Source organism: Bartonella capreoli (assembly GCF_902813205.1).
GTDB lineage: Bacteria > Pseudomonadota > Alphaproteobacteria > Rhizobiales > Rhizobiaceae > Bartonella > Bartonella schoenbuchensis.
Genome location: NZ_CADDZX010000001.1, coordinates 415,632 through 442,154 on the forward strand (window position 1 = coordinate 415,632; position 26,523 = coordinate 442,154).

General features: G+C 45.8%; 26 protein-coding genes, 1 tRNA gene, 1 other RNA gene and 2 pseudogenes. 20 read left to right on the forward strand and 10 right to left on the reverse strand.

The features are described from left to right. Positions 1-178: 178 nt before the first annotated feature. On the reverse strand, positions 179-2,203 hold the full coding sequence (locus tag J7R05_RS01735; protein ID WP_208540925.1) for a toprim domain-containing protein: 2,025 nt from the start codon (positions 2,201-2,203) through the stop codon (positions 179-181). Between the two features lie 1,322 nt (positions 2,204-3,525). Next, positions 3,526-4,012: pseudogene (locus tag J7R05_RS01745) on the reverse strand (YdaU family protein); the annotation flags it as partial. Positions 4,013-4,529: 517 nt separating this feature from the next. Between J7R05_RS01745 and J7R05_RS01750 the strand changes: the two are divergent. From J7R05_RS01750 to J7R05_RS01780, 7 genes are all read left to right on the forward strand, one after another. Next, positions 4,530-4,847, forward strand: a complete 318-nt coding sequence (locus J7R05_RS01750) for an XRE family transcriptional regulator (RefSeq protein ID WP_208540926.1) — start codon at positions 4,530-4,532, stop codon at positions 4,845-4,847. A gap of 351 nt (positions 4,848-5,198) precedes the next feature. Beyond that, positions 5,199-5,588, forward strand: a complete 390-nt coding sequence (locus tag J7R05_RS01755; protein WP_208540927.1) for a hypothetical protein — start codon at positions 5,199-5,201, stop codon at positions 5,586-5,588. A 6-nt stretch (positions 5,589-5,594) separates the two neighbouring features. Next, positions 5,595-5,783 carry a hypothetical protein gene (locus J7R05_RS01760; RefSeq protein WP_208540928.1) on the forward strand — a complete coding sequence of 63 codons (189 nt, stop codon included), beginning with the start codon at positions 5,595-5,597 and terminating at the stop codon, positions 5,781-5,783. An 86-nt stretch (positions 5,784-5,869) separates the two neighbouring features. Next, positions 5,870-6,022, forward strand: coding sequence for a hypothetical protein (locus tag J7R05_RS01765; protein ID WP_208540929.1), 153 nt, complete (start codon positions 5,870-5,872; stop codon positions 6,020-6,022). A gap of 114 nt (positions 6,023-6,136) precedes the next feature. Next, the gene (locus J7R05_RS01770) at positions 6,137-6,301 is read left to right on the forward strand and encodes a hypothetical protein (RefSeq protein WP_208540930.1); all 165 of its coding nucleotides are present in this window, start codon (positions 6,137-6,139) and stop codon (positions 6,299-6,301) included. A gap of 724 nt (positions 6,302-7,025) precedes the next feature. Next, entirely contained in the window at positions 7,026-7,688 is a 663-nt protein-coding gene (locus tag J7R05_RS01775) for a YqaJ viral recombinase family protein (protein ID WP_208540931.1), read from the forward strand. 673 nt (positions 7,689-8,361) lie between these two features. Next, positions 8,362-8,541: a hypothetical protein gene (locus J7R05_RS01780; protein WP_208540932.1), complete on the forward strand. Its 180-nt coding sequence runs from the start codon at positions 8,362-8,364 to the stop codon at positions 8,539-8,541. Positions 8,542-8,629: 88 nt separating this feature from the next. Here the strand turns inward: J7R05_RS01780 and J7R05_RS01785 are convergent. Continuing rightward, a tRNA-Thr gene (locus tag J7R05_RS01785) sits at positions 8,630-8,704 on the reverse strand. A 224-nt stretch (positions 8,705-8,928) separates the two neighbouring features. On the opposite strand from J7R05_RS01785, the gene J7R05_RS01790 reads away from it, so the two are divergent. Together J7R05_RS01790 and murA are read left to right on the forward strand one after the other, a co-directional pair. Then, the gene (locus J7R05_RS01790; RefSeq protein ID WP_208540933.1) at positions 8,929-9,120 is read left to right on the forward strand and encodes a hypothetical protein; all 192 of its coding nucleotides are present in this window, start codon (positions 8,929-8,931) and stop codon (positions 9,118-9,120) included. Between the two features lie 201 nt (positions 9,121-9,321). Beyond that, a complete protein-coding gene (gene murA, locus J7R05_RS01795) occupies positions 9,322-10,617 on the forward strand; it encodes a UDP-N-acetylglucosamine 1-carboxyvinyltransferase (RefSeq protein ID WP_010704304.1) in 1,296 nt (431 codons plus the stop codon). Positions 10,618-11,252: 635 nt separating this feature from the next. Here the strand turns inward: murA and J7R05_RS01800 are convergent. Then, positions 11,253-12,116, reverse strand: coding sequence for a TIGR00282 family metallophosphoesterase (locus tag J7R05_RS01800; RefSeq protein ID WP_208540934.1), 864 nt, complete (start codon positions 12,114-12,116; stop codon positions 11,253-11,255). A gap of 3 nt (positions 12,117-12,119) precedes the next feature. Then, entirely contained in the window at positions 12,120-12,728 is a 609-nt protein-coding gene (locus tag J7R05_RS01805; protein ID WP_208540935.1) for a 5-formyltetrahydrofolate cyclo-ligase, read from the reverse strand. 811 nt (positions 12,729-13,539) lie between these two features. Here J7R05_RS01805 and J7R05_RS01810 point away from each other — a divergent pair. Both J7R05_RS01810 and J7R05_RS01815 read left to right on the forward strand, forming a co-directional pair. Continuing rightward, positions 13,540-13,758, forward strand: coding sequence for a hypothetical protein (locus tag J7R05_RS01810; protein WP_208540936.1), 219 nt, complete (start codon positions 13,540-13,542; stop codon positions 13,756-13,758). Continuing rightward, complete coding sequence (locus J7R05_RS01815; RefSeq protein ID WP_078690157.1) at positions 13,755-13,934, forward strand: hypothetical protein; 180 nt, start codon at positions 13,755-13,757, stop codon at positions 13,932-13,934. The genes J7R05_RS01810 and J7R05_RS01815 overlap by 4 nt, the downstream gene beginning before the upstream one ends. Positions 13,935-13,994: 60 nt before the next feature. Here J7R05_RS01815 and ssrS read toward each other — a convergent pair. Together ssrS and J7R05_RS01825 are read right to left on the reverse strand one after the other, a co-directional pair. Beyond that, a non-coding RNA gene (ssrS, locus tag J7R05_RS01820) (6S RNA) lies at positions 13,995-14,155 on the reverse strand. Positions 14,156-14,223: 68 nt separating this feature from the next. Then, a pseudogene (locus J7R05_RS01825) lies at positions 14,224-15,004 on the reverse strand (tetratricopeptide repeat protein). On the opposite strand from J7R05_RS01825, the gene J7R05_RS09170 reads away from it, so the two are divergent. After that, entirely contained in the window at positions 14,963-15,268 is a 306-nt protein-coding gene (locus tag J7R05_RS09170; RefSeq protein ID WP_425490148.1) for a hypothetical protein, read from the forward strand. The pseudogene J7R05_RS01825 and the gene J7R05_RS09170 overlap by 42 nt on opposite strands. Positions 15,269-15,331: 63 nt before the next feature. On the opposite strand, the gene ykgO is transcribed toward J7R05_RS09170, so the two are convergent. Next, positions 15,332-15,457 carry a type B 50S ribosomal protein L36 gene (gene ykgO / locus J7R05_RS01835; protein WP_034990194.1) on the reverse strand — a complete coding sequence of 42 codons (126 nt, stop codon included), beginning with the start codon at positions 15,455-15,457 and terminating at the stop codon, positions 15,332-15,334. Between the two features lie 246 nt (positions 15,458-15,703). Here ykgO and J7R05_RS01840 point away from each other — a divergent pair, with 246 nt between their 5' ends. Next, the gene (locus tag J7R05_RS01840) at positions 15,704-15,907 is read left to right on the forward strand and encodes a hypothetical protein (RefSeq protein WP_208540938.1); all 204 of its coding nucleotides are present in this window, start codon (positions 15,704-15,706) and stop codon (positions 15,905-15,907) included. Positions 15,908-16,525: 618 nt separating this feature from the next. On the opposite strand, the gene J7R05_RS01845 is transcribed toward J7R05_RS01840, so the two are convergent. After that, positions 16,526-17,638 carry a 5-(carboxyamino)imidazole ribonucleotide synthase gene (locus J7R05_RS01845; RefSeq protein ID WP_208540939.1) on the reverse strand — a complete coding sequence of 371 codons (1,113 nt, stop codon included), beginning with the start codon at positions 17,636-17,638 and terminating at the stop codon, positions 16,526-16,528. Beyond that, positions 17,622-18,137, reverse strand: a complete 516-nt coding sequence (gene purE / locus J7R05_RS01850) for a 5-(carboxyamino)imidazole ribonucleotide mutase (RefSeq protein ID WP_078690155.1) — start codon at positions 18,135-18,137, stop codon at positions 17,622-17,624. Before purE ends, J7R05_RS01845 begins: the two co-directional genes overlap by 17 nt. Before the next feature lie 1,369 nt (positions 18,138-19,506). Here purE and infA point away from each other — a divergent pair. The 7 genes from infA to clpB all read left to right on the forward strand — a co-directional run bounded on the left by infA (position 19,507) and on the right by clpB (position 26,246). Beyond that, a complete protein-coding gene (gene infA / locus J7R05_RS01855) occupies positions 19,507-19,725 on the forward strand; it encodes a translation initiation factor IF-1 (protein WP_004857577.1) in 219 nt (72 codons plus the stop codon). 299 nt (positions 19,726-20,024) lie between these two features. Then, a complete protein-coding gene (locus tag J7R05_RS01860) occupies positions 20,025-20,654 on the forward strand; it encodes a Maf family protein (RefSeq protein WP_208540940.1) in 630 nt (209 codons plus the stop codon). 634 nt (positions 20,655-21,288) lie between these two features. Beyond that, positions 21,289-21,465 carry a hypothetical protein gene (locus tag J7R05_RS01865; protein WP_208540941.1) on the forward strand — a complete coding sequence of 59 codons (177 nt, stop codon included), beginning with the start codon at positions 21,289-21,291 and terminating at the stop codon, positions 21,463-21,465. Between the two features lie 561 nt (positions 21,466-22,026). Continuing rightward, entirely contained in the window at positions 22,027-22,155 is a 129-nt protein-coding gene (locus J7R05_RS09510) for a hypothetical protein (protein WP_281388194.1), read from the forward strand. 365 nt (positions 22,156-22,520) lie between these two features. After that, complete coding sequence (locus tag J7R05_RS01870) at positions 22,521-22,664, forward strand: hypothetical protein (RefSeq protein ID WP_208540942.1); 144 nt, start codon at positions 22,521-22,523, stop codon at positions 22,662-22,664. Positions 22,665-22,873: 209 nt separating this feature from the next. Beyond that, complete coding sequence (gene yacG / locus J7R05_RS01875; protein ID WP_010704294.1) at positions 22,874-23,053, forward strand: DNA gyrase inhibitor YacG; 180 nt, start codon at positions 22,874-22,876, stop codon at positions 23,051-23,053. A gap of 610 nt (positions 23,054-23,663) precedes the next feature. Then, on the forward strand, positions 23,664-26,246 hold the full coding sequence (gene clpB, locus J7R05_RS01880; RefSeq protein ID WP_208540943.1) for an ATP-dependent chaperone ClpB: 2,583 nt from the start codon (positions 23,664-23,666) through the stop codon (positions 26,244-26,246). Positions 26,247-26,523 lie beyond the last annotated feature (277 nt).

Genomic DNA, 26,523 nt, shown 5'->3' on the forward strand with positions numbered 1-26,523 from the left:
AATGAGTAAAGAATGACGGGGATGAGTGAAACGGAGTTTTAAGTGAGAAAAAATTACTAAAGTGGTGTGTGTTAACATGGGTTCTTTATGGTGTGCGTGTTTTTTACGCTGTGGAAGTGTTTTTAAGGACGAGGGAGTATTCTTTAGGGGATGGTTTTGTTTTTGTATGGTTTCGTTTTTAAGGAGTGATCTGTTTTAAAGGTGTGGCATGTGTTGGGTGGTGGGTGTGTTTTAAGGGGTGAGGCAAGGCTGCATTGTTGGGCAGAGTTGTAAAAGGGGAGGTTGTGTTTTCCTTTTTTGATTGTGGGGGTTGTGTGTTTGTGTGCTCTTGGGGTTGTGATGGAAAATGGAGATGTGATGGAGAATGGGGCCGTGAGGAGGGATGAGGATGTGATGAGGGGTGTTTGTCTGTGAATTCAAGATAATGGCGTGGTTCTTGGTGGGGTGTTGAAGAGCAACGGTAGCGGTAGGTTTTAGGGTCAAACCAAAGGCCGATTTTTCCTTCAAAATCGCCTGAGCGTTGTTTGGCGATGTTCATAATTACCCCGGGGCGGGCTGCTAGTTCAGCTTTTTCTGTTGCACGTTGGGCTGAAAGAATTTTATCCTCTAAAGAGCGGTTGCGCCAGATTGTAATGATATTAAATGCATTGGCTCCAATTTCTGAGGCTCCTTTTATATCTTCAGTGCCAGGAATATCTTTCTCTATACTACTTTTGCGTGCATGGGCGACAAGGTGAACGTGCACGGCATTTAAAATTGCCCAGTCAACAATTTTATAGACTGCTTGTTCTTGCCCTGTATAGTCATCTGCAGCGATGCCAAGGCGCATCAAACTGTCGATAATAAATTGATCGCAGCCATATTTTGCACGGCAATAGTCAAAGACATCAAGCAGGGTTTGGATGTCTGATTTGCCTACGTGCTCATACAAAATGAGACCATCATCTAAAAAATGAAGAATTTGTTCGATCATGGTTTTTGTTGGTTGGTTATCTCCCCCTGTTTGTCTGATTAAACGACGAAGCGATTGTTCCCCTTTCATTTCGAGTGAGGCTAAACAAAGACGGCTTTTTTGCGCAATCCAATGGACAATACAGTCTGATAACAATTGGCTTTTGCCGGCACCGCTTGCACCGCTCCAGAGGGTTAATTCTGCTGGGCGAAAATACAATTTGCCATTTAACTTTGGATAGGGAAGTGTATAGCCGAGATGCTGTTTGGGAGTGGGCCAAAACAGCTCGATCACCTGGTTGTGATAATCAGATGCACGTTTTAATCCCTCTGGTGCAAAGCTTTGGGCTTTTGAAAAAGCGGCTTTTATGGTTGAAGCCTTAACACCTGATTTTAAACAGTCATTGGCATCTTTACAGGGCAAGTGGACACGATAACACCGGTGGCGACCAAGCCTGTGGGCAATTTCAAGGGCGGCTTCTTCACCTGGTTTATCCATGTCGGTTGCTAAGAAAATTTTCTCGAAAGGTTCTAGGTGATCAAATTCATTTTCAATCCAAGCGTGTTTACCCCCCTTGCCCCCTCCAAAGGGGACTGATAGGGCTGGGTACCCATAGGCTGCTAATGAAAGCGCATCAATTTCACCTTCGGTGATAACAAGGGTGCGCTGTGTTGGGCAAAGAGCCTGCCAGCCAAATAAAATCGGTTCACAATGAGAAGCTGTGGGTTTTGCTTTTGCACCTTCTTGTGCAGCGCGCGCTTTTACCAATGCAAGGGTACCGTCGGGTTTATAAAATGGAAAAATGATCTGGTTTCCATCTTCTTGGATGCGATAACGTTTTAAGATATCCAAGGGGATATGCCGTTTTGTGTGTAAATAATTTTTCACCTCATGGCGGGGTTCGCCCCCTTTTGGAACAGGGGGAAGGCGATAGGGATGACGCGGGGCCATAAAGGGTTTTGGGCGCGAAAGATTTAAGTAAGAACGGGCTTCATCTAATGCTTGAGAAAGGCTGATTGCTTTAACAGCACACCACAGGTCTAAAAGGTCACCGCCACTTCCTTCTGCAAAATCATACCACAGACCTGCTTTGCTGCCCTTTAAACAGAGTGATAAGCTTTGACCCGGTTCACCTTGTGTGCTGCCCACAATCCAATCATTACCGCGTTTTTTCCCTTGTGGGAGAAGCATTTGTGCAACCGATTCTGCTTGAGATGCAAGCTTTTGTTTGATTTCAAAAATCGTGCTCATGTTCCCCTGCTTGTAGTCGTCTATATCGTGTTTGTGTTGTGCTTGAAGTTTATGTTTGTGTTGTATTTGTATGGCGCTTAAAGTTATGTTTGCATTGGTTTTCTTATGTTGCTTTGTTTGTCTGGTTGTATTGGCTTTGGTTTTTGATTTGGGTTTTTGTTACTTTGCTTGATAATTGATAAGGTTGCGGTAAAGGGCATCTTCTTGAGTGCTGTGAGGCCATGTGTTTGAACCAGATGATAAAGCGCAAAGCCTTTCTTGGTTTTCTCTTAATCGCTCGATTTCACGCCGATACCAATTGCGCCATGTGGCTGACCAGTCGACCTTTAGGGCTTGTTTTCCGCTTTTAGCATGCCAATAGTCGCGAAATTTCTTTTCTTGCCAGCGGGCTTGTTCTTCGCTTAGACCTTCTGAGATTGCTGCGTGAATGTCGCCCACCCAGTTGGCAGGAAGGCGGTGGCCTTTCAAGCTTTTTGCGGTGGAAGAATGCGCGCTGGATGAGAGGGGGGTGGATGATGAGAGGGCAGTGGAAGAATGCGCGCTGGATGGGCATGAAGCGGTCTGCTCGGTGGCATGTTCAGCGGGGTGCTTTATGGAGTGGGGGTTTGTTTCAGGATATGTGGTGGCAAGGTCTGGTGCGAGGAACTCAGTGGATGAGTGCTCGGTAGGGCAGTGCTCAGTGGATGATGAGAGGGCAGTGGAAGAATGCGCGCTGGATGGGCATGGAGCGGTCTGCTCGGTGGGATGTTCAGCAGGGTGCTTTGTGGAGTGGGGGGGTGTTTCAGGATATGTGGTGGCAAGGTTTGGTGCAAGGAGCTCGGCGGATGAGTGCTCGGTAGGGCAGTGCTCAGTGGATGATGAGAGGGCGGTGGAAGAATGCACGCTGGATGGGCATGGAGCGGTCTGCTCGGTGGGATGTTCAGCAGGGTGCTTGGTGGAGTGGGGGGTTGTTTCAGGATATGTGGTGGCAAGATCTGGTGCAAGGAGCCCAGTGGATGAGAGGGGGGTGGATGATGAGAGGGCAGTGGAAGAATGCGCGCTGGATGGGCATGGAGCGGTCTGCTCGGTGGGATGTTCAGCAGGGTGCTTTGTGGAGTGGGGTTGTGTTTCAGGATATGTGCTGGCAAGATCTGGTACGAGGAGCTCAGTGGGGAGGAGCTCAGTGGATGAGTGGGTGATAGATGGGTGGGTGGTGGATAAGTGCGCGCTGGATGGGCATGAAGCGGTCTGCTCGGTGGGATGTTCAGCGGGGTGCTTTGTGGAGTGGGGTTGTGTGAGGAGATGTTTTGTGAAGTGGGGTTTGGTATCAGAACAAACATCTTTCTTTTGTGAAACACCGTTAGGTGTTTCTTTTTCTTCCTTCTGAGCTTTTGAGTTAAGTTCACCATCTGTAGGGCATGTGTTGAGCAGATGTTGAATTTTTTCATTGATTTTTTTACGTTTTTGTGCTGAAGAGCGACCCGCAGAAGATTTTTGTTCAAGCAATTGTGCTCGCTCACGAAACACATTTTCGCATCGCTTATTCCATAATCCACAGGTTAAATTTAAAATCTTGCCTTCTGCAATCAACATTTCTAAAACACTGGTAAAAGTTCGCTTATCACAACCACAAAGGCGTGCTAAACGTTCTTCTGATAAATCTAAAGGACGGCCCCTTGCATACATTTCATTGAGAAGAATTGTGTAAATTCCAATTTCGTGCGCACGCATTCCGCGTACCCCACCTAAAAAGTCATTTTGATACCAGCAAACATAAGGAAGTGTAGACGATTCATAATTGGGAAATGCAGATTGTTCAGCTTGTTTCATGGGGGGATAAGCTTTCTTAAATGAGGGAATAAGCCTTTTTTAAGGTTTCGTTTTTTGTTTAAAAAGTTTTGATTGAGGCGGCTTTTGTGGAAGAAAAAAACTAAAAACAGCCTTTTGCTTCCTCCTTAATGCGTGCAATCAAAATTTACGATTTCGTAAAATGTTTCTGATTTGTTTTGGTTTTGTTTCATTTTGTTCTATTATTTGTTAGAGTGTTGTATTTATTTTTGTATTTCTCTTAAATCATCTGAAAGTCAGTCGTATTTACTAGAAGGGGTGGAGTTTGCAATTTGAGGTTGCATAAACTGTAAAGGATAAATAATACATACAGAAGATGCATAGGCTTTGGAGGTGGGCTGTTTGTGTCTTTTGGGGTGTTTCATTGTTTTTTGATAAAATGTAGAATTCACTCCCTAAATAAAATTTATTTATAATTTTATATCCTCTTTAAAGGATATTGCAAGTCAATTTTATGAAAGACTGTGTATTTTATTGAAGACAGCTAAGGGTGAGACTTATGAGTATTGATGGTTGGCGTCACAGATTGAATGAAGCACTTGTAAAAAGTGGACGATCAAAGCGCTCTATTTCCCTTGCAGCAGGAAAAGGAGCTGGTTATCTCCACTCTATTCTTTCTGAAGGGAAAGACCCCACGATTGAATCGCTTGCAAACGTGTGTCAGACAATTAATGTGAGTATGAGCTATATTCTTTATGGAGAAAATCCTGCCCCTGAAGATCGGGAATTTATTGATCTTCTTGCAAAGATTTCTCCTGAGGAACGACAAGCAATTTTAACTCTCTTGCGCAGACCAACTGACGAAGTAAAACCATAACAGCTCTTTGACTTTCAGGCTCAAGATTTCCCCAATACTGTATCAATTTTAAATCACTCATTTCAGCTCTCCCAATCTGTTTGTGTTTATTGACTCATCTGTTTTTGCCTATTTATTGTGCTCTTTTGTTTGTCTTTGTGTCTATTTGGAACAAATAGAGAACAATGTGAAAATGGGATAGAAAATTAGTCAATTTTTACGCACTGTTAGAATGTTCGCAAAAATTAAAAATATATCTTCTATTAAGGATAAAACAATTGACATATCTCCCATAGAGGAGATAAGACTAACGCTATATTTGACTATGTCAAGACAGAGTTTAGCTTTATCAACTGTCTGAGGGAGAAATTTATGAAAGACATTCCATTCGTTAAAGAGGATGAAATCCTCATCATTCTTGGTGAGGATGCAGATGATGATGTTTATGTTGGGCCTATTGATTACCTTGAGGAGGTTTTGGATCTTATGGAGCAATGCGATGCTGTTCAAAGATTTTTACGGCTCGATTTAAGGACTCTCCATGCTGATGATGTGAGTGAGCACGTTGCTGAAGTGTATATGAAATCTCACGATCTTGATGAGCAAGATGGTTACTTTCATCCCTTTATTCTCGATAGTGATGTGTATCATGAGTATTTAGAAGACAAGGCTACCCGTGTGTATCAGGATAATGTCTATGGGTCTTATGAAGAACAGCATCGCTTGCGCCCGTGTGATGTTTTGGACCGTTATTGGAGGTGAATTATTATGGCGAACTATCTTCAAACAATTTATCACGGAGTTCCCCTTTATTATGCTGGAACCCTTCGCAATACGATTATGCTTGAACCACAAAAACACAAGGCAGTTCCTTTTATTTCGCGAAAGGTTGCTCAGCGTGTTGCTTATAATTTGAGTTGCCGCTCACCCCAAAACGATTTTTATGTAGTGCCATAGGTTGATTGCTTTGCCCCTCTCTTAAGGGAGGTTTTCTTATAAAGAGGGGGGATCTTTATGTGTGGGGGCTTTTTGAGGGGCTGTGTTTGGGAGGGCCCTCTTCGAGGGGGATTTTTAAAAGAGCGTATGATGTGGGGGATGAGGCTGATGTGAGTGGAGAAAGGGGTATGTCGATTGTGTTGGTGAGAGGAGGATGGCGTTTGGGGGTGAGTGCCCTGTGCGTTGGTAGAGGAAGGTGAGAGCCAGGTTGGGTTGTGCTGGTGGTGGGGTGGTTATTTGAGATGTACTGGTGGGGGAGATGGATGAAGTTTGAGGGTGGCTGTGGGAGATGGCCAGATGGCTAGGGCATTAGTGTGAGAGGTGGGTTTGGGAGGGCTCTCTTCGAGGGGATTTTTAAAAGAGCGTATGATGTGGGGGATGAGGCTGGTGTGAGTGGAGAAAGGGGTATGTCGATTGTGTTGGTGAGAGGAGGATGGCGTTTGGGGGTGAGTGTCTTGTGCGTTGGTGGAGGAAGATGAGAGCCAGGTTGGGTTGTGCTGGTGGTGGGGCGGTTATTTGAGATGTACTGGTGGGAGGATTAGGTGAAGTTTGAGGGTGGCTGTGGGAGATGGCTGGGGGAGTGGGAAGTGGGTTTGGGAGAACTTTCTTCGAGGGGGATTTTTAAGAGCATTAGAGGTGGGGTGTTGAGGCTGGTGTGAGTGGAGAAAGGGGTATGTCGATTGTGTTGGTGAGAGGAAGATGGCGTTTGGGGGTGAGTGCCCTGTGCGTTGGTGGAGGAAGATGAGAGCCAGGTTGGGTTTGCCGCGGTGGTAGGGCGGTTATTTGAGATGTACTGGTGGGGGAGATGGATGAAGTTTGAGGGTGGCTGTGGGAGATGGCTGGAGGGGTGTGGGAAGAGATGTGGCGGGGCCAAGCATGAGCTTTGGGGGATGAAATCTATGAAGAGCGTGGGTTGGAGAAGAGGAGGGATTTGATTTCAGGAGGCTGCATGAATTTGAGAAGCCGCATGAGAAGTGTGTGGTGAGAGAGTGTGGGAGGTCATATTGGCCAAGAGTGCAGAAGAGTAGGCACCTTTTATTGATGGAGGAGAGGTTGGGGAAGCGAAGATCGGGCTGTGCCGGTGGTGGGGCGATTATTTGAGGTAGTACTGGTGGGAGGATTAGGTGGGGTTTGATGGCGGCTGTGGGAGATGGCCGGGGGGGGTGTGGGAGAAGAGAATAAAGAAAGGGAGATGGAGAGACAATGCCAATTATTATTGATTGTGTTCAAGGAACAGATGAATGGCGCCAGGTACGCAATGGTTTGATTACAGCTTCTTTGTTTGAGATGGTTATGGCGCGCAAAAAAGATGGACAAAAAACACAGAAATATCACTGTGTGATGATGAAACTTGCTGGAGAAAGAATCACAGGAAAATCTGTGGAAGAGGGGACAACACCATCTATGCGACGTGGTACACAGTTGGAACCAAATGCGCGCCAGCTATATGGGATGTTTACGCAGACAGAGCCTGAATGTATTGGTTTTGTTTTAGCTGATGATCGCAAGAAAGGTTTTTCGCCCGATGCTTTTATTGGGGAAAATGGTCTGTTGGAAATTAAAACGAAAAAACCTGAAATTTTGATCCCTCATTTTTATCAAAATATATTTCCTATTGAGCATAAGGCACAATGCCAGGGAGGGTTATGGATTGCTCAACGTGAATGGGTGGATTTGATGCTTTATTGGCCCGATATGCCGCCTTTAATTAAACGTGCTTATCGTGATGAAGTTTATATTCGTAGGCTTGAGGCTGAAATTAACCGTTTTAATGATGCTTTGGAAAATATGGTGCATAAAATTCAACAAGCCGACAGGGGATTCTTCACAATAGTGCGAGGAAACGGGCCTAGAGAGATGCGTTAAAAGGTGGATCTGGAAAGCTTTAGCTGTGTTGGTAGTGGGAGGTGGTTGCTTAAAGGTGTGCCAGTGGGAGATTGAGGGGGAGAGGCTGGGGAGGTGAGGGGGAAGATTGGGCCCTTTCTTCGAGGGGAATTTTCTTTGGAAAGGGGATTTTTGTGGGGGATTTAGGGTGCGTTTGAGAAGGGCTGTATCTGGCAAGAGCGTGGAAAGGGGAGTGGCAGGCAGATTACGTTGGTGGAGAAAAGGTTGAAGAGGTGGAAGATTGGGCTGTGCCAGTGGTGAGGTGGTTGCTTAAAGGTGTGCCAGTGGGAGGTTGAAGGGGAGAGGTTTGATGGTGATTGTCGGGAGATTGGGAGGTTGTTTGATGTGAAGAGGCTGGAGGAGGTGAGGGGATGGGTGTTGGATGGCGTTTGAGGGTGGTGATTGGGTGTACTGGGGGATATTTAGGAAGAGTATGGAAAGGGGGGGCGCAAGGTTTGGTGTGAGGGAGAAGAGATGCAGGATTTAAGGATGAGTTTTGGAGGGGCATGAGTTTGGGAGGCTGTATGAGAGGTGTGTGGGTGCAGGCAAAAGTTTATGGAAACTGAGTAATTGCGCCGATGTGTAGGGTGACTTTGGGGATAAAATGACTGGGGATTTAAGAGGATGAGTATTGGACGGCGTTTGAGGGTGATGATTGGGTGTACTGGGGGATGTTGAGGAAGAATGTGGAAAAGGGGGGGTGCGAGAGGCAGATTGCGTTGGTAGAGAAAAGGTTGAGGGGGTGGAAGATTGGGCTGTGCCGGTGGTAAGGCGGTTTCGTGAAGGTGTGCCGAGGAGAAGAGGTCGTGGGTCTGAGAGGATGAGCGAGATTTGATGACGGTTATGGGAATGGCTGGGGGATTTAGGGTGAAAAGAGGATTTGGGAGATTGGAAGATTTGGAGGAGAGAAGAGGCTGGTGGAATGGTGCTGCGAGAGAGGATTGAACTCTCGACCTCTCCCTTACCAAGGGAGTGCTCTACCACTGAGCTACCGCAGCACTTGTCAGTCTTTGCGCTGCCTTGTGCCATATTGTTATAAAATAGGCAAGAGAGCATTTATCTCTTCTTGCAAGAAAACGCTTCTTATGGCATGACGTAGACGTTTTTTAAAAGAAATTCTTGACTTAAAATATATTATTCTTCCAAAAGGTTATAAAAGCAAAAAGCTTGTGAAAGCTAAAGGGCTATAAGAGTTATTGCAAGGGTTGTAAAAGTTATTGCTATGACACATCAAAACCAGAATAAGAATACACAAACAAAAGATGCCCAAAATGATAAGAAAAAACAACGTGAGCAAAGGCTGACAAAGCAATTGCGCGACAATCTGAGACGACGAAAAGAACAAAGTCGAAAACGCTCGCAAGAAGAGTGCACAAAAGAATTTTCAGTTTGCGAAAAAGAACGCGTGGTTTAAAAAGTGTGACGCCATTGTTTACACCATACACCAGTGTGGTTTTAATGAATGAGTGCTAAACCATGAGCAAAGAATCACTGCCCCAAAAATGACATTATTGTGAAAAGAGATCTCAAAAAGATAGAATATATGACAGAATAAGGTAGAGTAGAATAGACAGTAAGGTAGAGTAAGATAACAATAGGATAGAGTGCAAATACGATGGATTCGATTAAAATTATTGGAGGAAATACACTCCAGGGGGTTATTCCTATTTCGGGCGCTAAAAATGCTGCTTTGCCTTTGATGATTGCGGCATTGCTTACTGAGGAAACATTGATTTTAGACAATATTCCTCATTTGAGCGATGTTGAGCTTTTGATCCGAATTTTGAATAATCATGGTGTCGGTTATGCTGTTGAAGGACGCAAAGTTCATAAAGATTGTGCCGATTCAAGAACAATCCATTTTACCGCAAAAACAATCACATCAACGCGTGCTCCTTATGAACTTGTGACAAAAATGCGTGCAAGCTTTTGGGTTATTGGGCCTTTGCTGGCACGGTGCCGGGAAGCAAATGTTTCATTGCCTGGGGGATGTGCTATTGGAACAAGGCCGGTTGATTTTGTCCTCGATGGGCTCAAATGTTTAGGCGCACAGATCACCATTGAAAAGGGATATGTTCATGCTACAGCACCCCAGGGATTAAAAGGGGCGCAATATCAATTCCCTAAAATCACTGTTGGGGGAACGCATATTATGCTGATGGCTGCTACCCTGGCACAGGGCACAACTGTTCTTAAAAATGCAGCTTGTGAACCTGAAGTGACAAACCTTATTCAAGCACTCAAAGCGATGGGGGCTAATATCACCGGGGAAGGTACCTCAACCCTTACAATCCATGGGGTTGAAAAATTGCACGGTGCACGGGTTGGTGTGATTGCTGATCGAATCGAGGCAGGAACCTATGCAATGGCTGTGGCAATGACCGGTGGACAAGTGTTGTTGAAACATGCAAACCCTGATCATCTTATTGAAGTGCTTGAAGTGTTGCAAAAGGCGGGGCTTACTATTGAACACAAACCAGATGGTCTTGAAGTTACCCGCGATCATACACAAACAAAGATTACGCCAGTTGATATTACAACTGCCCCTTTTCCTGCTTTCCCAACCGATCTTCAAGCACAATTTATGGCCTTGATGGTGTGTGCTCAAGGGTGTGCGAGGATTACTGAAACCGTTTTTGAAAATCGGTTCATGCATGTGCAAGAATTGGTGCGGTTGGGTGCGCAGATTACGCTTGATGGAAACACAGCCATTATTCATGGAACCAATCATTTGCAAGGGGCACCAGTGATGGCTACAGATCTACGTGCTTCTGTTTCTCTTGTTATTGCTGCACTTGCTGCACAAGGAGAGACAATTGTAGGCCGTGTTTATCATCTTGATCGTGGGTTTGAACGGTTGGAAGAGAAATTGTCCAATTGTGGGGCCAATATTCAACGTATAACGGCTTGAGTAATGCTCTCTTTAGGGCGTTCTTTGAGGGGATTTTTTCTTTAATGGGGCCCTCTTTGAGGGATATTTTTTAAAAGCATGAAAGGCAAGGGTGCAAGGTTCGTGTGAGCGAGGGAGAAGTGCGGGGTATGGGGAACCGTGTTTTGAGGATGAATCTGGCGGGGGCATGAGTGTGGGAGGTTGCATGAGTTGGGGAGAAAGGGAGTGAGGGGTTTTAAGTTCAGGAAAGGAGGGGGCGTGAGTGTGGGAAAGGAACAGGTTTAAGAGGCCGTGTGGGAGAGAGAGGTGAGGGATGAATTGGGGATGAGGTGAATAGGGGGCTGGAGAGAGCTGGCCAGGGGTTTGAGTGGATGGATGTTGGGTGGCTTTTGAGGGGAAGATTGGGTTAGTGTTGGGGGGCGTTTAAGTTTAAAGGTATGAAGGGGAAGGGGTAGAGTGCGAGGTCCGTGCGAGCGAGGGAGAAGTGCGGGGTATGGGAAACCGTGTTTTGAGGATGAATCTTGCGGGGGCGTGAGTGTGGGAGAGGAGCAGGTTTGAGAGGCCGTGTGGGAGAGAGAGGCGTGAGGGATGAATTGGAGATGAGGTGAATAGGAGGGTTGGGAGAAGCTAGAGAGGAGCTTGGGAGAAGTGTGGTCTTACAGCTGAAAATTTTCGGGGAGCGCTTCCCAGAAATCTGGAACCTCATTCTTTAAACGGGGGCCTAAGCGTATGGCTGAAACATGTTGGGCAAGGCCTGTGCGATCTGAGAGTTCAACGGCAAATCCACAAAGTGTTACTGGGCCTTGCGCGGGTTCATAACGACCCCGTTTTTTCTTATAAAGAAAACGGTATAAAGGCTCTTCCTTATCCATACCAAGAGAGGAATTGTAATTTCCGCACATTCCTGCGTCTGATAAATAAGCGCTGCCTCCTTCTAAAATCTGTGCATCAGCTGTGGGGATATGTGTATGGGTTCCTACGATGACGCTGACGCGACCGTCAAGAAAATGGCCAAAACATTGCTTTTCACTTGTGGCTTCTGCATGAAAGTCAAAGATAATAGCGTCTGCCTGTTCACGCAAAGGGCAGGCGGAAACAATCTTTTCAGCTGCTTCAAATGGGTCATCGGTGGTACACGGCATAAAGACGCCTCCTAAAACATTGGCGACGAGAACTTGCGCTCCATTTTTTGCTGTTATGAAACAAGAGCCTCTACCAGGAGTGCCTTGGATAAAATTGGCAGGACGTAAAAAACGCTCACTATAAGTGGCAAATTTCAAAGTTTCTTTATGGTGAAAAGCATGATTGCCTGTGGTGACAACGTCAACGCCTGCTGCTAAGAGGTTTTGATATACATCTTGCGTGATGCCAAAGCCATGAGAAGCGTTTTCACCATTTACAACAACACAGTCAAGTTGCCAATGTTCAATGAGTTGGGGAAGTGTGTGACAAACAGTGGAGCAGCCTATTTCCCCCACAATGTCTCCTAAAAATAAAAATCGCATAAGGGTTTTAAGCATAATTTAGCGTTCTATAAAACCCTTTTCTGTGAAAATTTTCTGTAAAACAAGGTCATGCTTTCTTTCAGGGATAGACTCCACTTCCTGACATGAGAAGCTTAAGCCCCATAAGTGTGCACGGTGCCCATGTTTTTGAAGATGCTCAATGGCGCGATCATAGTAGCCTGCACCATAACCAAGGCGGTGGCACTGGTTGTCAAACGCGCAAAGCGGCACAATGATCACGGTGGGGGCGACAACTGCATTGTTTTCGCTGGGGCCAAATGTGTTAAACCGCATTAGCTCTAGCTGTGTTGTTGATGCAAATGTTCGAAAAACCATTGTTGTTTCATCAATAACAGCGGGCAGTGCTACATGCCCACCACGTGATGAGACAAAATCGAACAAAGGGCGTGGGTCTATTTCTGAGTGGATTGGCCAATAGCCGGCAAGAATTGTATGTGAACAATCCCCAATCATTTGTTCAAGATAATGTGCGATGTGGGAACAGGCACGGTGCGAAAAGGCGGTGCGCTCATGTGCACAAAGGGCGTTACGCTGCGATATGCCAAGAGCACGCAAACGTGATCTCTCAGATGAAATGGATTGCAAACGTTGGGAGGTTGTGGGCATTGTTCAGTTTGTTATCTCTTCAATCAATAAAAAGCAATCACATTTGAAAAATGTTTTGGGTAGGGACGAGCTGGTTATTTCAATCAGTATAAAAGAAAGGCTGGGTAAAAGGAAGGTGTTACGAAGACAGATGTGTAAAAGGAAGAGCGGGGGTGGGCTCTTAAGGGAAGGTTTAAGTGTACTTGTCTGAGGGGATGTTGGCTTAACATTGGTGTGTTGGAGGTTTTGTGGGGGATGGGCGAGGCTGGTGCGAGCAAGGAGGGGGGCAAGGTTGTGGGGAGGGCATGTGGGTGAGGAGTGGAAACTAGAAGTGTGCGGTGAATGCTCTGGGTGATGGGGACGGCGTTCGTTCGTGTTGTGGAAGAATGTTTGGGAGGAGAGGTGGGAGAGAGTTGTTGGTGATGGGGAGAGGGATGAGTTGGGGAAATTAAGGTTCGCATTGGTAGAAAAGGTGTAGGTTGTGGGTGTAGTGCGAGGCTGGTGCGAGTGGGGGAAGCGTAAGGATTGTGTGTTGTGTGAGGTGGTGAATCTGGTGGAGGGGTGAAGATGTGTGAGAGAAGGCCAAGAGTTTGTGGCTTGTGAGGAAAAGGTGTTGAGTAAAAAGGGAGAGGTGCGTTGTGTGAAGGGGAGAAGAGAGAGCGTGCATTTTGTGTGCTGTATGTGGGGACTTTCTCTCAAGGGCGGGGGAGGTTTTGGAAAAGAGAGCTTGAGGGAATGTTTTGGGAGGAAAATAGGTTATGCTGGTGGGGGGGGGTGAGGGCAAGATTGTGGGGAGGGCATGTGGGTGAGGAGTTGAAACTAGAGGTGTGCGGTGAATGCTCTGGGTGATGGGACGGCGTTCGTTCGCGTTGTGGAAGAATGTTTGGGAGGAGAGGTGGAGAGAGTTGTTGGTGATGGGGAGAGGGATGAGTGTGTACGTGGTGTGAGGAGAAGGCGTTGTAAGGTGAAGGGGATGTTTGGAAAGGAAATGTTGGGTGTTGTGGGGTGCTTTTCTAAAGGTGATTTGGGAGTGTTTTGGGGAGGAAGGTGAGCTACGTTGGTGGAGGTGTGAAGATGCGTGGGAGAGGGCCAAGAGTTTGTGGAAACCAAGTTGATTACACCGGTTGTATAGGAGGCTGGTGTAAAGGTATTAGGGGGGTGGGGGTGCTGGGGGGGTTGGAAGGATGGATGTGTTGGTGTGGAGGAATGCTGGAGGGGGAAAGGTAGCTAGAGGGAAAGGAAGATGGCTAGGGGGGGGAGAGAAGATAGCCTGAGTGGAAAGGAAAATGGTGAACCGCAACGACCGATGGAAAAGTTTGATTCCGAGGACCTAGGCTACTAGGTGGGTGCCGTGTGAAAAAGCCCACGAGCCTTTTCAGGGACAGCTCCCTTGGAAATCAATAAGGTCTCAGGAATATGTTATTTCCTATCGAGAAGCGCAGAACACCACCTCTTATTATAAGGTAGTTTAATGATTTCTACTAGAAAAAAATTACTTTATGATTTTTAAAATGGCTCAAATATTTTGATCAAAATCTTTGCTTAAAAGCGTGTCGATACGGTTTTGGATTTGTTGCATTTGTGGGTAAAATGTTAAAGCTGTTTCATAAGCTTTGATGGCAAGGTCTGGCCTTTCTGTTGCTTCCATGACGATTCCAAGCTCAAAAAATGCAATATAATTGCGAGGTTCAAGTTGAAGGGCGTGATGAAGGTCTAGCATTGCGAGTTTGAAGTCGCTTAATTGAATGTGTATCCATGCACGTCTGCTCCAGGCTTCAGCATAGGTGGGAGAAAGTGCAATTGCTGTGTCAAGATAATCTAAGGCAAGGCCATAATTTTCTGCGCTAATGCCTTGTTCAGCCCATGTCATCAAAAGATCAATGGTTTCGCTGCCAGATTGCGACCATAACCGTTGAATTTGCTGACTTATAGTTTTAGCTTCCTTTGCATTGGCACAGTATTTTAATTCTTTCAGTAAACGCACAATCTCTTTTTCTTTACGCTGTTTGGTTTGATGAGCGTGGCCGTGGTGTGGCGATTCTTGATCTTCTAAAAGAGTTGCGCCCGCATCTGGTTCATGAGGTGTTGTTGACGGTTGATCCGGGATGAGATCATCCAACGGTAGGAGCGATTGTGGGGGAGGTTCTTCAAATGGTGAAGATGGGGAAGATGCAGCAGAAACAAGTGGAGTAGGTGAAAATGAAGAATGCGAAAGTGAAGGCGGTGGCGGTGAAAACGCAGTGAGTAGAGGTGGAGTGAGTAGAGTTGGAGTGGGTAGAGTTGGAGTGGGTAGAGATGCAGCGAAAAAAGATAATGAGAGAGAGGACGCACTGAGAGAAAATGGGGGCGAAGTTATAATTAAGAAGGGTGAGGTTGTGGGTGAAGATGAGGCAGGAGTAGATGAAGCAGGAGTGGATGAGGCGAATGCCAATGGAGAGATATATCCATTACCGTGGGAAAGCAAAAAAAGAGTGCTGACACAGACTGAAATAAATATCTGTTTTTTCAAAGTCTTGAAATACAGAGGGAAAAAATGTGTCATCAAAAAAGATATGTTATAAGAAAAAGCTTTGAGAGCCTTCAAAAAGCAAAGTTCCTGCAAAAGACAGCAGGCCACACCATTATTAACCTTGACGTGCTCTAAAGCGCGGATTGGTTTTATTAAGGATGTAAATACGACCTTTGCGGCGCACCAACCGATTGTGGCGGTGACGTGTTTTGAGTGCTTTGAGCGAATTTTTAATTTTCATAATAATCACCGTTTATAACGCATACTCATGATATGATACCCTTTTGGCATCATCATATAGTTTCTCTCATCATCGCTTTAAAAAAACACCGCGCTTCTCTCAAAGAGATAACACCATTCATCGCTAATGAATAAGAAGAAAGATAAATTTCTAGCAGGGTGTCTTAGTTTTGTCAACTAAGCATTTGCTGTGGAATTAAGGAAAAAGGGAAGGGTATTAAGTGCATTATTGAGCAGGGAGGCTTGTGTGGGGTGTGAAGGCAAGGAGAGCTTGGGGACAAGTGAGGGAGAAGAGGATATGGAGCGTGGGGGTGGAGAAGGTATGGGGTGTGTAGGTGGGTGTTGTGTGGGTGGAGAGGAGTACTTGAGGGCGTTGGTGGGAGCAGGCTGGTGGGTGAGGTGCGTTGAGGGCGAATTGGGGATACTGATGGGGGAGTTTGTAGTGGGTTGATAGAGGGGTGCGGGCTGCAGATATGGTGTGGGGAACAAGTTGTGTGTGCTTTGCGGGGTTAGTGTGCGTGGGAAGGATATTAGGGAAAGAGGATGGGGGGGAGCGGGGGAGAGAGTGTGTGAGAGGGAGAGGATATGGAGCGTGGGGGTGAAGAAGGTATGGGGCGTTGTGTAGGTGGGTGATGTGTAGGTGGTGGAGAGGAGGGCTTGAGGGCAAATTGGGGATACGGATGGGGGAGTTTGTGGTGAGAAGAGAATGTAACAAGTGAGGTTGTAGGGGAGAGTAATTTGAGAGGGAGAGGAGGGAAGTGTGTGAAAAAAGTGAGCGTTGGTGGGAGCAGGCTGGTTGTATTGGTATAGGGGAAATGCTGGAGAAGATGTCGAGGGCTTTGGTTTGAGAAGGCGGGTTTGGAGGGGAATGGTGTGCGAGTGGTAAAGGGAGAGATTGAGAGCAGGTGATGGACGGGGTGTGCTGAGGGGAGGATTGTTTGCTGGGTTGATAAAGGGGTGCGGGCTGCGGTGTGGTGTGGGGCTAAGGAGTGGGAAGGATATAGGGAAAAGGATGGAAAATGAGAGGGGAGTGCTTGGGAGGGGCTTTATGGGGGAGAAGGGTGGTAGATTATGGAAGATGAGGAGAGGGAGTGGCTGGCCCTGTTAATTGGATGACATGACCCATCTTGCGTTCTGGTTGTACAGAGTTTTTACCATATAGATGGACTGATGTGCGTTCTTGTGTGAGAAAATATTTGAAGTCATCCAAATTATGGCCAAGAAGATTGGTCATTTCACAATTACTGTGGCGGTATGTGCTACCTAAAGGAAGGCCACAAATGGCACGGATATGCTGTTCAAACTGTGAGGTTATGCATGCTTTTTGCGTCCAATGACCAGAGTTGTGTACACGAGGGGCAAATTCATTCACAAGAAAACGGCCATCTGCTAAAACAAAAAATTCAATGCACAAGACACCAACATAATCAAGCGTGCGCATAACCATAGAGCTTACCTCTTGCGCGGCTTCTTGGATGGCATATGAAACTTTTGATGGAACAAATGTTTTATGAAGAATACCATTTTTGTGCTGATTTTCAGGGCAGTCATAGGCGACAGAAGCTCCCTGGGGTGAGCGGGATGAGACGACTGAAATTTCCGATGAAAAGGGCACAATTTCTTCTAAAATCGAGGGCTGATAGTGAAGGGCGCTTAAAGCTGCATCAATGGCCTGTTCACTGGGGTGATGAAGGACAACCTGGTTTTTGCCATCATAGCCAAAGCGCCTTGTTTTCAAAATGCCATGTCCACCCAATGCAGACAGCCCTGAAACTAAAGAAGCACGATTATGGACTGCATACCATGAAGCTGTGAGAATGCCTTTTTCATTTAAAAATGTTTTTTCAAGAACCCGGTCTTGCGCAATTTCCAAAGCTTTAGATGAGGGATAAAGGCGCTTTTCTTTCTCAATATAATGAGCTGTTTGGAGAGGAAGATTTTCAAATTCATATGTGACAACATCACACATTTCAATCAGACGGTCTAACGCTATCTCATCATCATAAGGGGCAACGATATGATGATTGGCTGTTTGCGCTGCTGGGCAATGTGCTTCAGGACAAAGAACAACTGTGCGATAGCCAAGTTCTGCTGCTGCCATCGCTAACATGCGAGCCAATTGCCCGCCACCAATCAGACCAATCATACTTCCTGGTTGTAAACTCTCAGGAGGATGGGGCATCTAAAACCTCATTCATAGGGTATTCAGCAATATTTTCTGTTTGTTGTTTTCGCCATTCTTCAAGGCGCTTAGCAAGGCTTTCATCATAAACAGCCATTACTGCTGCTGACAAAAGCGCTGCGTTAATGGCGCCTGCTTTGCCTATTGCCAATGTGCCAACTGGTATGCCTGCAGGCATTTGCACTATGGAAAGTAAAGAATCTTGACCCGATAAGATGCGTGATTGCACAGGAACGCCAAAAACAGGCAATGGGGTTAAGGCTGCAAGCATGCCGGGAAGATGTGCTGCCCCCCCAGCGCCTGCTATCAAAACTTTAAAGCCTGCTGCTTTTGCCCCTTTTGCAAAATGATAAAGCCGATCAGGGGTGCGGTGGGCGGAAATGATCTGTGAGACATGAGAAATGCCAAGCTGTGTTAAAATATCCGCGCTGTGGCGCATTGTTTGCCAATCTGATTGGCTGCCCATTACAATCGCGACGTCAAATGTGTGTTTGGCCATTCCACATCCTTTTTTGTTGCCAGACTTTATGTGTTGTCAAAGCGACCTGCTTTCTTGCTTGCTTGAAAGATCCACTTTCTTGCTTTTTAAAAGGTTGCCATTCTAAAAGTTTTCCATTTTTTTGCAAAGTTAATTTTTGCACGATCAAAGTAATTTTTTGCAGAGTCGAGTAATAAGCGTCAACTGTTTTTCTTTAATTGACTCATCTCAAATTGTACTTTGTGAGAGGCAAATAGAGATAATGGGGTAAGGTTATTGGGTGATGGCAGTATGCACGGTGTGTGATGGGAGTGTGGGGGTGTTTTTGGGGTGAGTTTAAGGAGATGCGTTGGTGTAGAGAAATGCTGGGGGGATATGCCGGGGACTTTTGTTAGAGGGTATGAGTTGTGGGCGCTGTGTGGGGGAAGGTTGGATACATTTGTGGAGGGGGAGAGTGCTGAGGGCAAGGTTGTGGAGAGGTCTGGGATATGAGGAGGTAGAGTGATGTGTGAGAGGGGGTGCTGAGTGATGAGAGGCTGGGTTTGTTGTGTTGTGGAAGAGTGTTGGAGAAAGAGGTGGGAGAGAGTTGGGTGATGAAGAGGGAAAGGGTGTGCTTTGTGGGAAAGGTTGGGTGTGTTAGTTGAAGGGGGATGCTGGGGAGAAGATGCCGAGAGCTTGGTTTGAGAGGATGGATCTGGAGGGGTGATAGGGATGTTTGGGAGAGAAACGTTGGGCGCTGTGTGGGGAAGGTTGGATACATTGGTGGAGTGGGAAAGTGCTGGGGGCAAGGTTATGGAGAGTGCTTGTGGGATATGAGGAGGCAGAGTGATGTGTGAGGGGGGGTGTTGGGGTGGTGAAAAGTATAAGAGGAAGGGCGTGCTTTGTGGAAAAGGTTGGGTGTGTTAGTTGAATGGGGATGCTGGGGATGAAGATGCCGAGAGCTTGGTTTGAGAGGATGGATCTGGAGGGATGATAGGGATGTTTAGGAGAGAGGTGCTGGGCGTTGAGTGTATGCTGGGAGGCTTTGGTTGGAGGGGGTGGGTTTGCAAGGGTGGATCTGAAGGCAGAGTGATGTGCGAGGGGGGGATGTTGGAAAGAGGCGGGAGAAAGCGATGAAAGTGGGATTTTAAGATCAAAACTCTTAAATTAAAACAGGTAAGAAAACCCTAAATCAACACTGTTTTGATCATGATTGTTAATAAATGCAAAGGAAAATGTTAAATCCCTGTTCACAAAACCGTAAAAATACGATATGAGTATCGTCCAATAATTTGCGATGTATAAGCAATCAATAAATTTACATTAAATTTGCATTATAAAATCAGTAAAATAAAAATAAAGTCAGTAAAATAAAATCCAATCAATTCATTATAAAGAAAGCCTTTTATTTATGTCCAAAGAAGAAGTTTTGGAGTTTTCTGGTATTGTAACCGAGCTCTTGCCTAATGCAATGTTTCGCGTGAAACTAGAAAATGATCATGAAATTATTGCTCATACCGCTGGAAGAATGCGTAAAAACCGTATTCGTGTGTTGGCTGGTGATAAAATTATGGTTGAAATGACCCCTTATGATTTGACAAAGGGACGTATTACGTATCGCTATAAATAAAGGGATGCAGGGGCTACTTTCTCAAAACTTTTCCAATTGCTTCAATAAAAGTTCATAGAGTTGTTCAAAAATGCAGAAACTTTAAAACGATTTGGTGCATGTGTTCAAAAAAATTCCAAGTTGTTTGTGGGGGAAAAGCGGATCGTAAGCAAAGTGGGGTGTGGCATAAAGTTCACACAATAAAGTTTGATGGTTGCTAAAAAGGTCTGGTGGTTCTAAGAGATTCCTTTTGCAGGGGAAAGAGTGTCAAAGTAAAGTCAGGTGATGCGTTTTAACGCAATCTGAAAGGGGTTTTCGCTATGGAAATCGATTTGGTACTTGCTTCTGCTTCTCCACGTCGTTTAGAACTTTTGGCGCAAATTGGTGTTAATCCAAGCCGGGTTTATGCGGCTGTGATCGATGAAACGCCAAAACCAAAAGAGCATCCCGCTCATCTGGCTAAACGCTTGGCATGTGAAAAAGCGCTCAAAGCTTATGAAAGCATGTTATGTTCTGATCATGTTAGCGAACATGCTGTGTTATCGGAAAAATGTCTGATTTTGGCTGCCGATACTGTTGTTGCTGTTGGGCGTGTTATTCTTCCTAAACCTGGTGGAAAAGAGGAAGCTTATGAATATTTGAGCTTTCTGTCTGGGCGTTCTCATAATGTATATAGTGCTATTTGTGTTGTGAACGAATGTGGGAGGAAAACTGTTCAATTGGTCAAAAGTTGTGTTCGTTTTCGATGTTTGACCCCTTCAATGATTGAGGCTTATCTAGCTTGCCAGGAATGGGAAGGAAAAGCTGGTGGTTATGCTATTCAAGGCAAAGCTGGGGCTTTTGTTACCAATATTTCTGGTTCTTATTCCAATGTGGTTGGTTTGCCATTGGCTCAAACAATGGATCTCTTAACATCTTATCATTACCCTGTTCTCTCCAAGTGGGCTTAAAATATACTTTAAAAATGAGGAGGCTAAGGTGCTGCTTAGATAGCATAAAGAAGGGTGGTAGTGTGGGGTAAGAAGGTATTGTGTGGTGGGGAGTGGTGCACGAAAGGGAGGTGATGTGTGGGAATAAAGGGAAAAGGGAGGTAGGTGTGTGAGTGAGGGAGAGCTAGAGGTATATGGTATGAGGAGGAGGTGTTGTAGGGCGAAGGGAGTGTTTGAGGGAGAAGCGTTGAGCGCTTGTGTGGGGTAAGTGGCAGTGAGGGTTTTGGGGTAAGGTTGTAGGGAGGGGTGTGCTCTGTGGAGCGGGTTAGTTGCATCAGTGTGGAGGAATGAATGCTGAGGGGATACTGGGGGCTTTGATTTGAGAGGTAGGTTTGAAGGCAGATTGATGTGCGAGAGGGGGCCGCAAGGAGAGGCTTGAGTTGGGGTATGATGAGAAGGTTATGGGGTGAAGAGAGTATTTGTGAAAGAAGTTTTGAGTGCTTGCGTGGGATAATAGGAGTGGGGGAGAGCTGGGGACAAAGTTGTGAAGAGGGGTGTGCTCTGTGGAGCGGGTTAGTTGCATCAGTGTGGAGGAATGAATGCTGAGGGGATGCCGGGGGCTTTGGTTTGAGATGGTTGATCTAGAGGGAGAGTGATGTGTGAGTGGGAGAGTGCTGGGGCGGGTTGTAGGAAGGGTTTGTGGATGAGAAGGGGAATGGTGTGCCGTGAATGCTGGGTGATGAGGGTTGGGTTTGTTGTATTGTGGAAGGGTGTTGGAGGAAGGGGCGAGAGAGAGTTGGGGATGAGGAAGGAAAGGGTGCGTTTTGTGTGAGGCAGTGGTAGTGCGGGTGGGAAAGTGCTGAGGGCAAGGTTGTAGGGAGGATCTGTGGATGAGAAGGGGGTTGGTTGTATCAATGTGTGCGGAATACTGGGGAGATACCGGGGACTTGGTTTAAGAAGGTGGATTTGAGGGCAGATTGATGTGCGAGAGGGGGCGCAAGGAGAGGCTTGAGTTGGGGTATGATGAGGAGGTTATGGGGTGAAGAGAGTATTTGTGAAAGAAGTTTTGAGTGCTTGCGTGGGATAATAGGAGTGGGGGAGAGCTGGGGACAAAGTTGTGAAGAGGGGTGTGCTCTGTGGAGTGGGTTAGTTGCATCAGTGTGGAGGAATGAATGCTGAGGGGTGCCGGGGGCTTTGGTTTGAGATGGTTGATCTAGAGGCAGATTGATGTGCGAGAGGGAGAGTGCTGAGGGCAAGGTTGTAGGAAGGGTTTGTGGATGAGAAGGGGAGCTGCGAGGGGAGGATCTGTGGATGAAGAGGGGTTGGGGGTGGTGGACAATGTGAGAAGAGGAGGCACTGTAGGGTGAAGGGAGTGTTGAGAGAGAAGCGTTGAGTGCTTGTATGGGGTAGTGGCAGTGAGGGTGGGAGAGTGCTGGGGGATACTGGGGGCTTTGATTTGAGAGGTAGGTTTGAAAGGGGAATGATGCGGGGGGGTGCTTGGGGTGGTGGAAAGTGTGAGTGAGAGAGAGCTGGGGGCAAAGTTGTAAGGAGGGTTTGTAGATGAGGAGGGGGTTGGTTGTATCAATGTGGAGGAATGCTGGGTGATAAGGGTTGGGTTCGTTGTATGGTGTAAGAGGCTTTGATTGGAGAGTGGGGTTGCGAAAGTGGATTTGGAGGAAAATGATCTACAGGTAAGGGAAGTATTGGAAGGAGTGGATGTTAAGAAAGAGTATGGTGTGAAGAAGTGGAGGTGTTTTTTGGGGAGGTTTAGGAGGTGTATGGGAATGCTGGGAAAAAGATGCCGAGGGCTTGGTCTAAGAGGGTGGATTTGAGGGCAGATTGATGTGCAAGAGGGGGGTGCTGTGGCAAAGGTTGTGGAGAGGGTTTGTGGATGAGAAGAGGATGCGCTGTAGGGTGAAGGGAATATTTGAGGGAGAGGTGTTGAGGGCGGTGGAAAGTATGAGAGGACGGGGATTGATTGAAGGTAGTGAAAGCCGGAGAGGGGTTGTAGATGAAGGGGGTGGGAGCTAGAGAGGTGTGGTGTACGTGCTGGTGGCTTTGGAGGAGGAAGCGGGAGAATGATGTGTGGGGTAGGTTTAAGCAGGGAGAAGAGAGATGTGGAGTGTGAGGGTGGTATGAGTGTGTGCTTGTGGGTTTTGATTGGAGAGGATGAATTTGAGGAGGTGAAAAGAAGGAGGATGATGTATAAGGAGAAGGGAAATCTATAAAAAGGAGAAGTGATGCAGGAACAATCAACACCACGGCGCCCATTGCGCCCTTGTCCAGAATGCGGGAAAATGTCACAGCAGGATTCTTATCCTTTCTGTTCTTCACGATGCCGGGCAATTGATTTAAATCGGTGGCTTTCAGGTGCTTATATTTTACCGCCACCGCCGCACAATACAGATGAAGAAGAATAAAAGATTGGCAAAAAATTACACGGTTAATTGTTAATGAAGGAGTTGTTAATGGAGGAGTATATACATCACTATAGCGACTATAGCGGAGTTAAGTGAAAGTGATGGAGTTGAATGAAATAGAGTGGCGTGAAAGTGGAATAAAGTGGAATAGAATGAGGATAATGAGAATAGAGTGGAGTAGAGTAAAAATTGAATAAAATAAAAATGGAGTAGATTAAAAGAAGTATGCTGGAATAAAAGAAGCGTTGTAGAATGTTGTAGAATAAAGAAGCGTGTGGGAAAAAATATAAAAAGAAAAAACACTTAAGAAAAAGTGCACTTCTTATGCGTGTTATCATGTTTTTCAATAATGCTATTTCTTATTCTCTTTTTGTTATACTTGTTATTTGCCCGCCTTTTGCCATGATTGGCACATTTCCCTCTTGCCATGATTATTGTGAGAACCCATATTTTAAGGTGTGATAATTTGGTTACAGTGTGTTCATTTGTTACAGTGGGTGATTGCTTAGTGTCATTGTATGTATGAACAATTGGAGTGTGGCCTTAAAGAGAGTTCTTTAAGTGGTGTTTTTAGGGATAGGCATGTGAGAGTGCAAGAGAGGGAAAAACAATGAACGTGGACAAATATAGCGAACAGCTGCAGATGTTTCTACAAACAGCACAAGGTAGTGCTCTTGCTTGTGATCATCAGCAATTTATGCCTGAGCATTTGTTGAAAGCACTGTTGGAGGATAGTCAAGGTTTGGCTATTTCTTTGATCCAAAAAGCTGGGGGTAATTTGGCCGCGCTTAAAGATGCGCTTGAAGATGCGCTTAATGCTTTGCCTAAAGTGCAAGGTGGAAATGGCCAGCTCTATATGTCGCAGCCTTTGGCGAAAGTCTTAAAAATGGCTGAGGATTTGGCGCAAAAAGCCGGGGATCAGTTTGTGACTGTGGAGCGTGTGTTGCAAGCGCTTGTTATGGAGAAAGCGGCTAAAACTGCCGATATTTTATCCAACGCAGGGGTGACACCACAGGCTGTTAACCAAGCAATTAATGCGATGCGAAAGGGAAAAACGGCAACAAGTGCGCATGCTGAAAGCCAGTATGATGCCTTGGAAAAATATGCGCGCGATTTGACAAAAGATGCACGTGAAGGAAAACTTGACCCTGTTATTGGTCGGGAAGAAGAAATTCGCCGGGCTATTCAGGTTTTATCACGCCGGACTAAAAATAACCCTGTTTTGATTGGGGAGCCTGGTGTTGGAAAAACTGCAATTGTTGAAGGTTTGGCACTGCGTATTGTTAATGGGGATGTCCCTGAAACGTTGCGTGATAAACATCTTTATGCGCTTGATATGGGGGCGCTGATTGCGGGGGCAAAATATCGCGGTGAATTTGAAGAACGTTTAAAAGCCGTTTTAGCAGATGTGCAAGCTGAAAATGGGCAGATTATTTTGTTTATTGATGAATTGCATAATCTTGTTGGTGCTGGGAAATCTGACGGACCTATGGATGCTTCTAATTTGCTTAAGCCTGCTTTAGCCCGGGGGGAGCTCCACTGTATTGGGGCGACTACGCTTGAGGAGTATCGCAAATATGTGGAAAAGGATGCGGCTTTAGCACGCCGTTTTCAGCCTGTTTTTGTGCCTGAGCCCACACTTGATGATACGATTTCTATTTTACGTGGGATTAAAGAAAAATACGAACAACACCACAAAGTGCGCTTGGCTGATAGTGCTTTGATTGCTGCTGCACGCCTTTCAAACCGGTATATTACGGATCGCTTCTTGCCTGATAAGGCGATTGACCTTATTGATGAGGCTGCGGCGCGGTTGCGTATGCAGGTTGATTCCAAGCCAGAAGAGCTTGATCATATTGATCGGCGAATTTTGCAGTTAAAGATTGAGCGAGAAGCTTTGAAAACGGAAGTTGACCCTACGGCAAAAGAGCGTTTGCAAACGGTGCAAGCTGAGCTTGATACATTAGAAAAACAGTCTTTTGAAATGACGCGAGCTTGGCAGGCTGAAAAGCAAAAATTGGGGCATGCTGCTGATTTGAAAAAAAGGCTTGAAGAGGCGCGAAATGCTTTGGCTATTGCACAGCGCAATGGGCAATTTCAACAAGCTGGGGAATTGGCCTATAGTGTGATTCCTGATCTTGAAAAGCAACTAAGTGCTGCTGAAAATGATGAGCAACGCAACAATTTGATTGAAGAAATTGTGATGGCTGAACATGTGGCACAGATTGTTTCACGCTGGACGGGGGTTCCTGTTGACCGGATGCTTGAGGCAGAACGTGAGCGGTTGTTACGTATGGAAGATGAGATCGGCCAACGTGTTGTGGGGCAAAAAGATGCTGTTCAGGCTGTGGCCCGTGCTGTGCGCCGTGCCCGTGCTGGATTGCAAGATCCCAACCGGCCTATTGGGTCTTTCATGTTCTTAGGGCCAACGGGTGTTGGAAAAACCGAATTAACAAAGGCACTTGCGGCTTTTTTATTCCAAGACTCTAATGCAATGCTGCGCATTGATATGTCTGAATATATGGAAAAACATGCCGGTGCACGGCTGATTGGTGCGCCCCCTGGATATGTTGGATATGAAGAAGGCGGTGTATTGACAGAAGCTGTAAGACGCAGGCCTTATCAGGTTATTCTTTTTGATGAAATTGAAAAAGCGCATCCTGATATTTTTAATCTCTTATTGCAAGTGCTTGATGAAGGGCGTTTAACCGATAGCCAAGGACGCACAGTTGATTTTCGTAATACTTTGCTCATTATGACTTCTAACCTTGGGGCTGATATTTTAACCGCTCTACCTGAAGGACAAACAACCGATGCGGCTAGAGATGATGTTATGCGTATTGTTAAAGCAGCGTTTCGCCCTGAGTTTTTAAACCGAGTTGATGAGATTATTCTCTTTGAGCGATTGCAACGTAAAGATATGGAAGCGATCGTTGATATTCAGATCAAACATTTACAAAATTTGCTTGGTGAGCGCAAAATTACAGTCCAGATCGAGCAAGAGGCAAAAGAATTTTTAGCAAATAAGGGTTATGACCCGCTTTATGGGGCACGGCCTTTAAAGCGCATTATTCAAAAGGAAATTCAAGATCCTTTGGCTGAAGATATTTTGCTTGGGGCTATTGGTGATGAAACAACAGTTGCTATTACAAAAACTGGTGATCGTTTGGCTTTTTCCCCTATTACGGGTTAGCCCACAAGTGTTTAGAATCAAAAGAGAAAAAGTTAATAAGAGTTGACAAGGTGAACGTAAACTGATATTATTATAGCATAATCACAATTGTATCTCTCATCCATAAATGTTTGAAAATAGGTTTTCGTGGGGATGGTATCTGCCGCGCAGGGGTGTTGTGTGGTGTGATTGTGGTGCCCTATTATAGGCGAGATTTCATGAGACATGATGATTTTATGACAAATGTCGGTGAACAAGTGAACACGGTGAATAAGTGAACAAGTGTCGGTGAAATGTT

What these genes read in the sequence shown, in the direction of transcription:
- infA (WP_004857577.1), top strand. Translation starts at nt 19,507, where the DNA reads ATGTCCAAAGAAGAAGTTTTGGAGTTTTCTGGTATTGTAACCGAGCTC.
- purE (WP_078690155.1), bottom strand. Translation starts at nt 18,137, where the DNA reads ATGGCCAAACACACATTTGACGTCGCGATTGTAATGGGCAGCCAATCA.
- J7R05_RS01805 (WP_208540935.1), bottom strand. Translation starts at nt 12,728, where the DNA reads ATGCCCACAACCTCCCAACGTTTGCAATCCATTTCATCTGAGAGATCA.
- J7R05_RS01735 (WP_208540925.1), bottom strand. Translation starts at nt 2,203, where the DNA reads ATGAGCACGATTTTTGAAATCAAACAAAAGCTTGCATCTCAAGCAGAA.
- J7R05_RS01750 (WP_208540926.1), top strand. Translation starts at nt 4,530, where the DNA reads ATGAGTATTGATGGTTGGCGTCACAGATTGAATGAAGCACTTGTAAAA.
- clpB (WP_208540943.1), top strand. Translation starts at nt 23,664, where the DNA reads ATGAACGTGGACAAATATAGCGAACAGCTGCAGATGTTTCTACAAACA.
- J7R05_RS01775 (WP_208540931.1), top strand. Translation starts at nt 7,026, where the DNA reads ATGCCAATTATTATTGATTGTGTTCAAGGAACAGATGAATGGCGCCAG.
- murA (WP_010704304.1), top strand. Translation starts at nt 9,322, where the DNA reads ATGGATTCGATTAAAATTATTGGAGGAAATACACTCCAGGGGGTTATT.
- J7R05_RS01845 (WP_208540939.1), bottom strand. Translation starts at nt 17,638, where the DNA reads ATGCCCCATCCTCCTGAGAGTTTACAACCAGGAAGTATGATTGGTCTG.
- ykgO (WP_034990194.1), bottom strand. Translation starts at nt 15,457, where the DNA reads ATGAAAATTAAAAATTCGCTCAAAGCACTCAAAACACGTCACCGCCAC.
- J7R05_RS01755 (WP_208540927.1), top strand. Translation starts at nt 5,199, where the DNA reads ATGAAAGACATTCCATTCGTTAAAGAGGATGAAATCCTCATCATTCTT.
- J7R05_RS01865 (WP_208540941.1), top strand. Translation starts at nt 21,289, where the DNA reads ATGTGTGAGTGGGAGAGTGCTGGGGCGGGTTGTAGGAAGGGTTTGTGG.
- J7R05_RS01800 (WP_208540934.1), bottom strand. Translation starts at nt 12,116, where the DNA reads ATGCTTAAAACCCTTATGCGATTTTTATTTTTAGGAGACATTGTGGGG.
- J7R05_RS01790 (WP_208540933.1), top strand. Translation starts at nt 8,929, where the DNA reads ATGACACATCAAAACCAGAATAAGAATACACAAACAAAAGATGCCCAA.
- J7R05_RS01860 (WP_208540940.1), top strand. Translation starts at nt 20,025, where the DNA reads ATGGAAATCGATTTGGTACTTGCTTCTGCTTCTCCACGTCGTTTAGAA.
- yacG (WP_010704294.1), top strand. Translation starts at nt 22,874, where the DNA reads ATGCAGGAACAATCAACACCACGGCGCCCATTGCGCCCTTGTCCAGAA.
- J7R05_RS01760 (WP_208540928.1), top strand. Translation starts at nt 5,595, where the DNA reads ATGGCGAACTATCTTCAAACAATTTATCACGGAGTTCCCCTTTATTAT.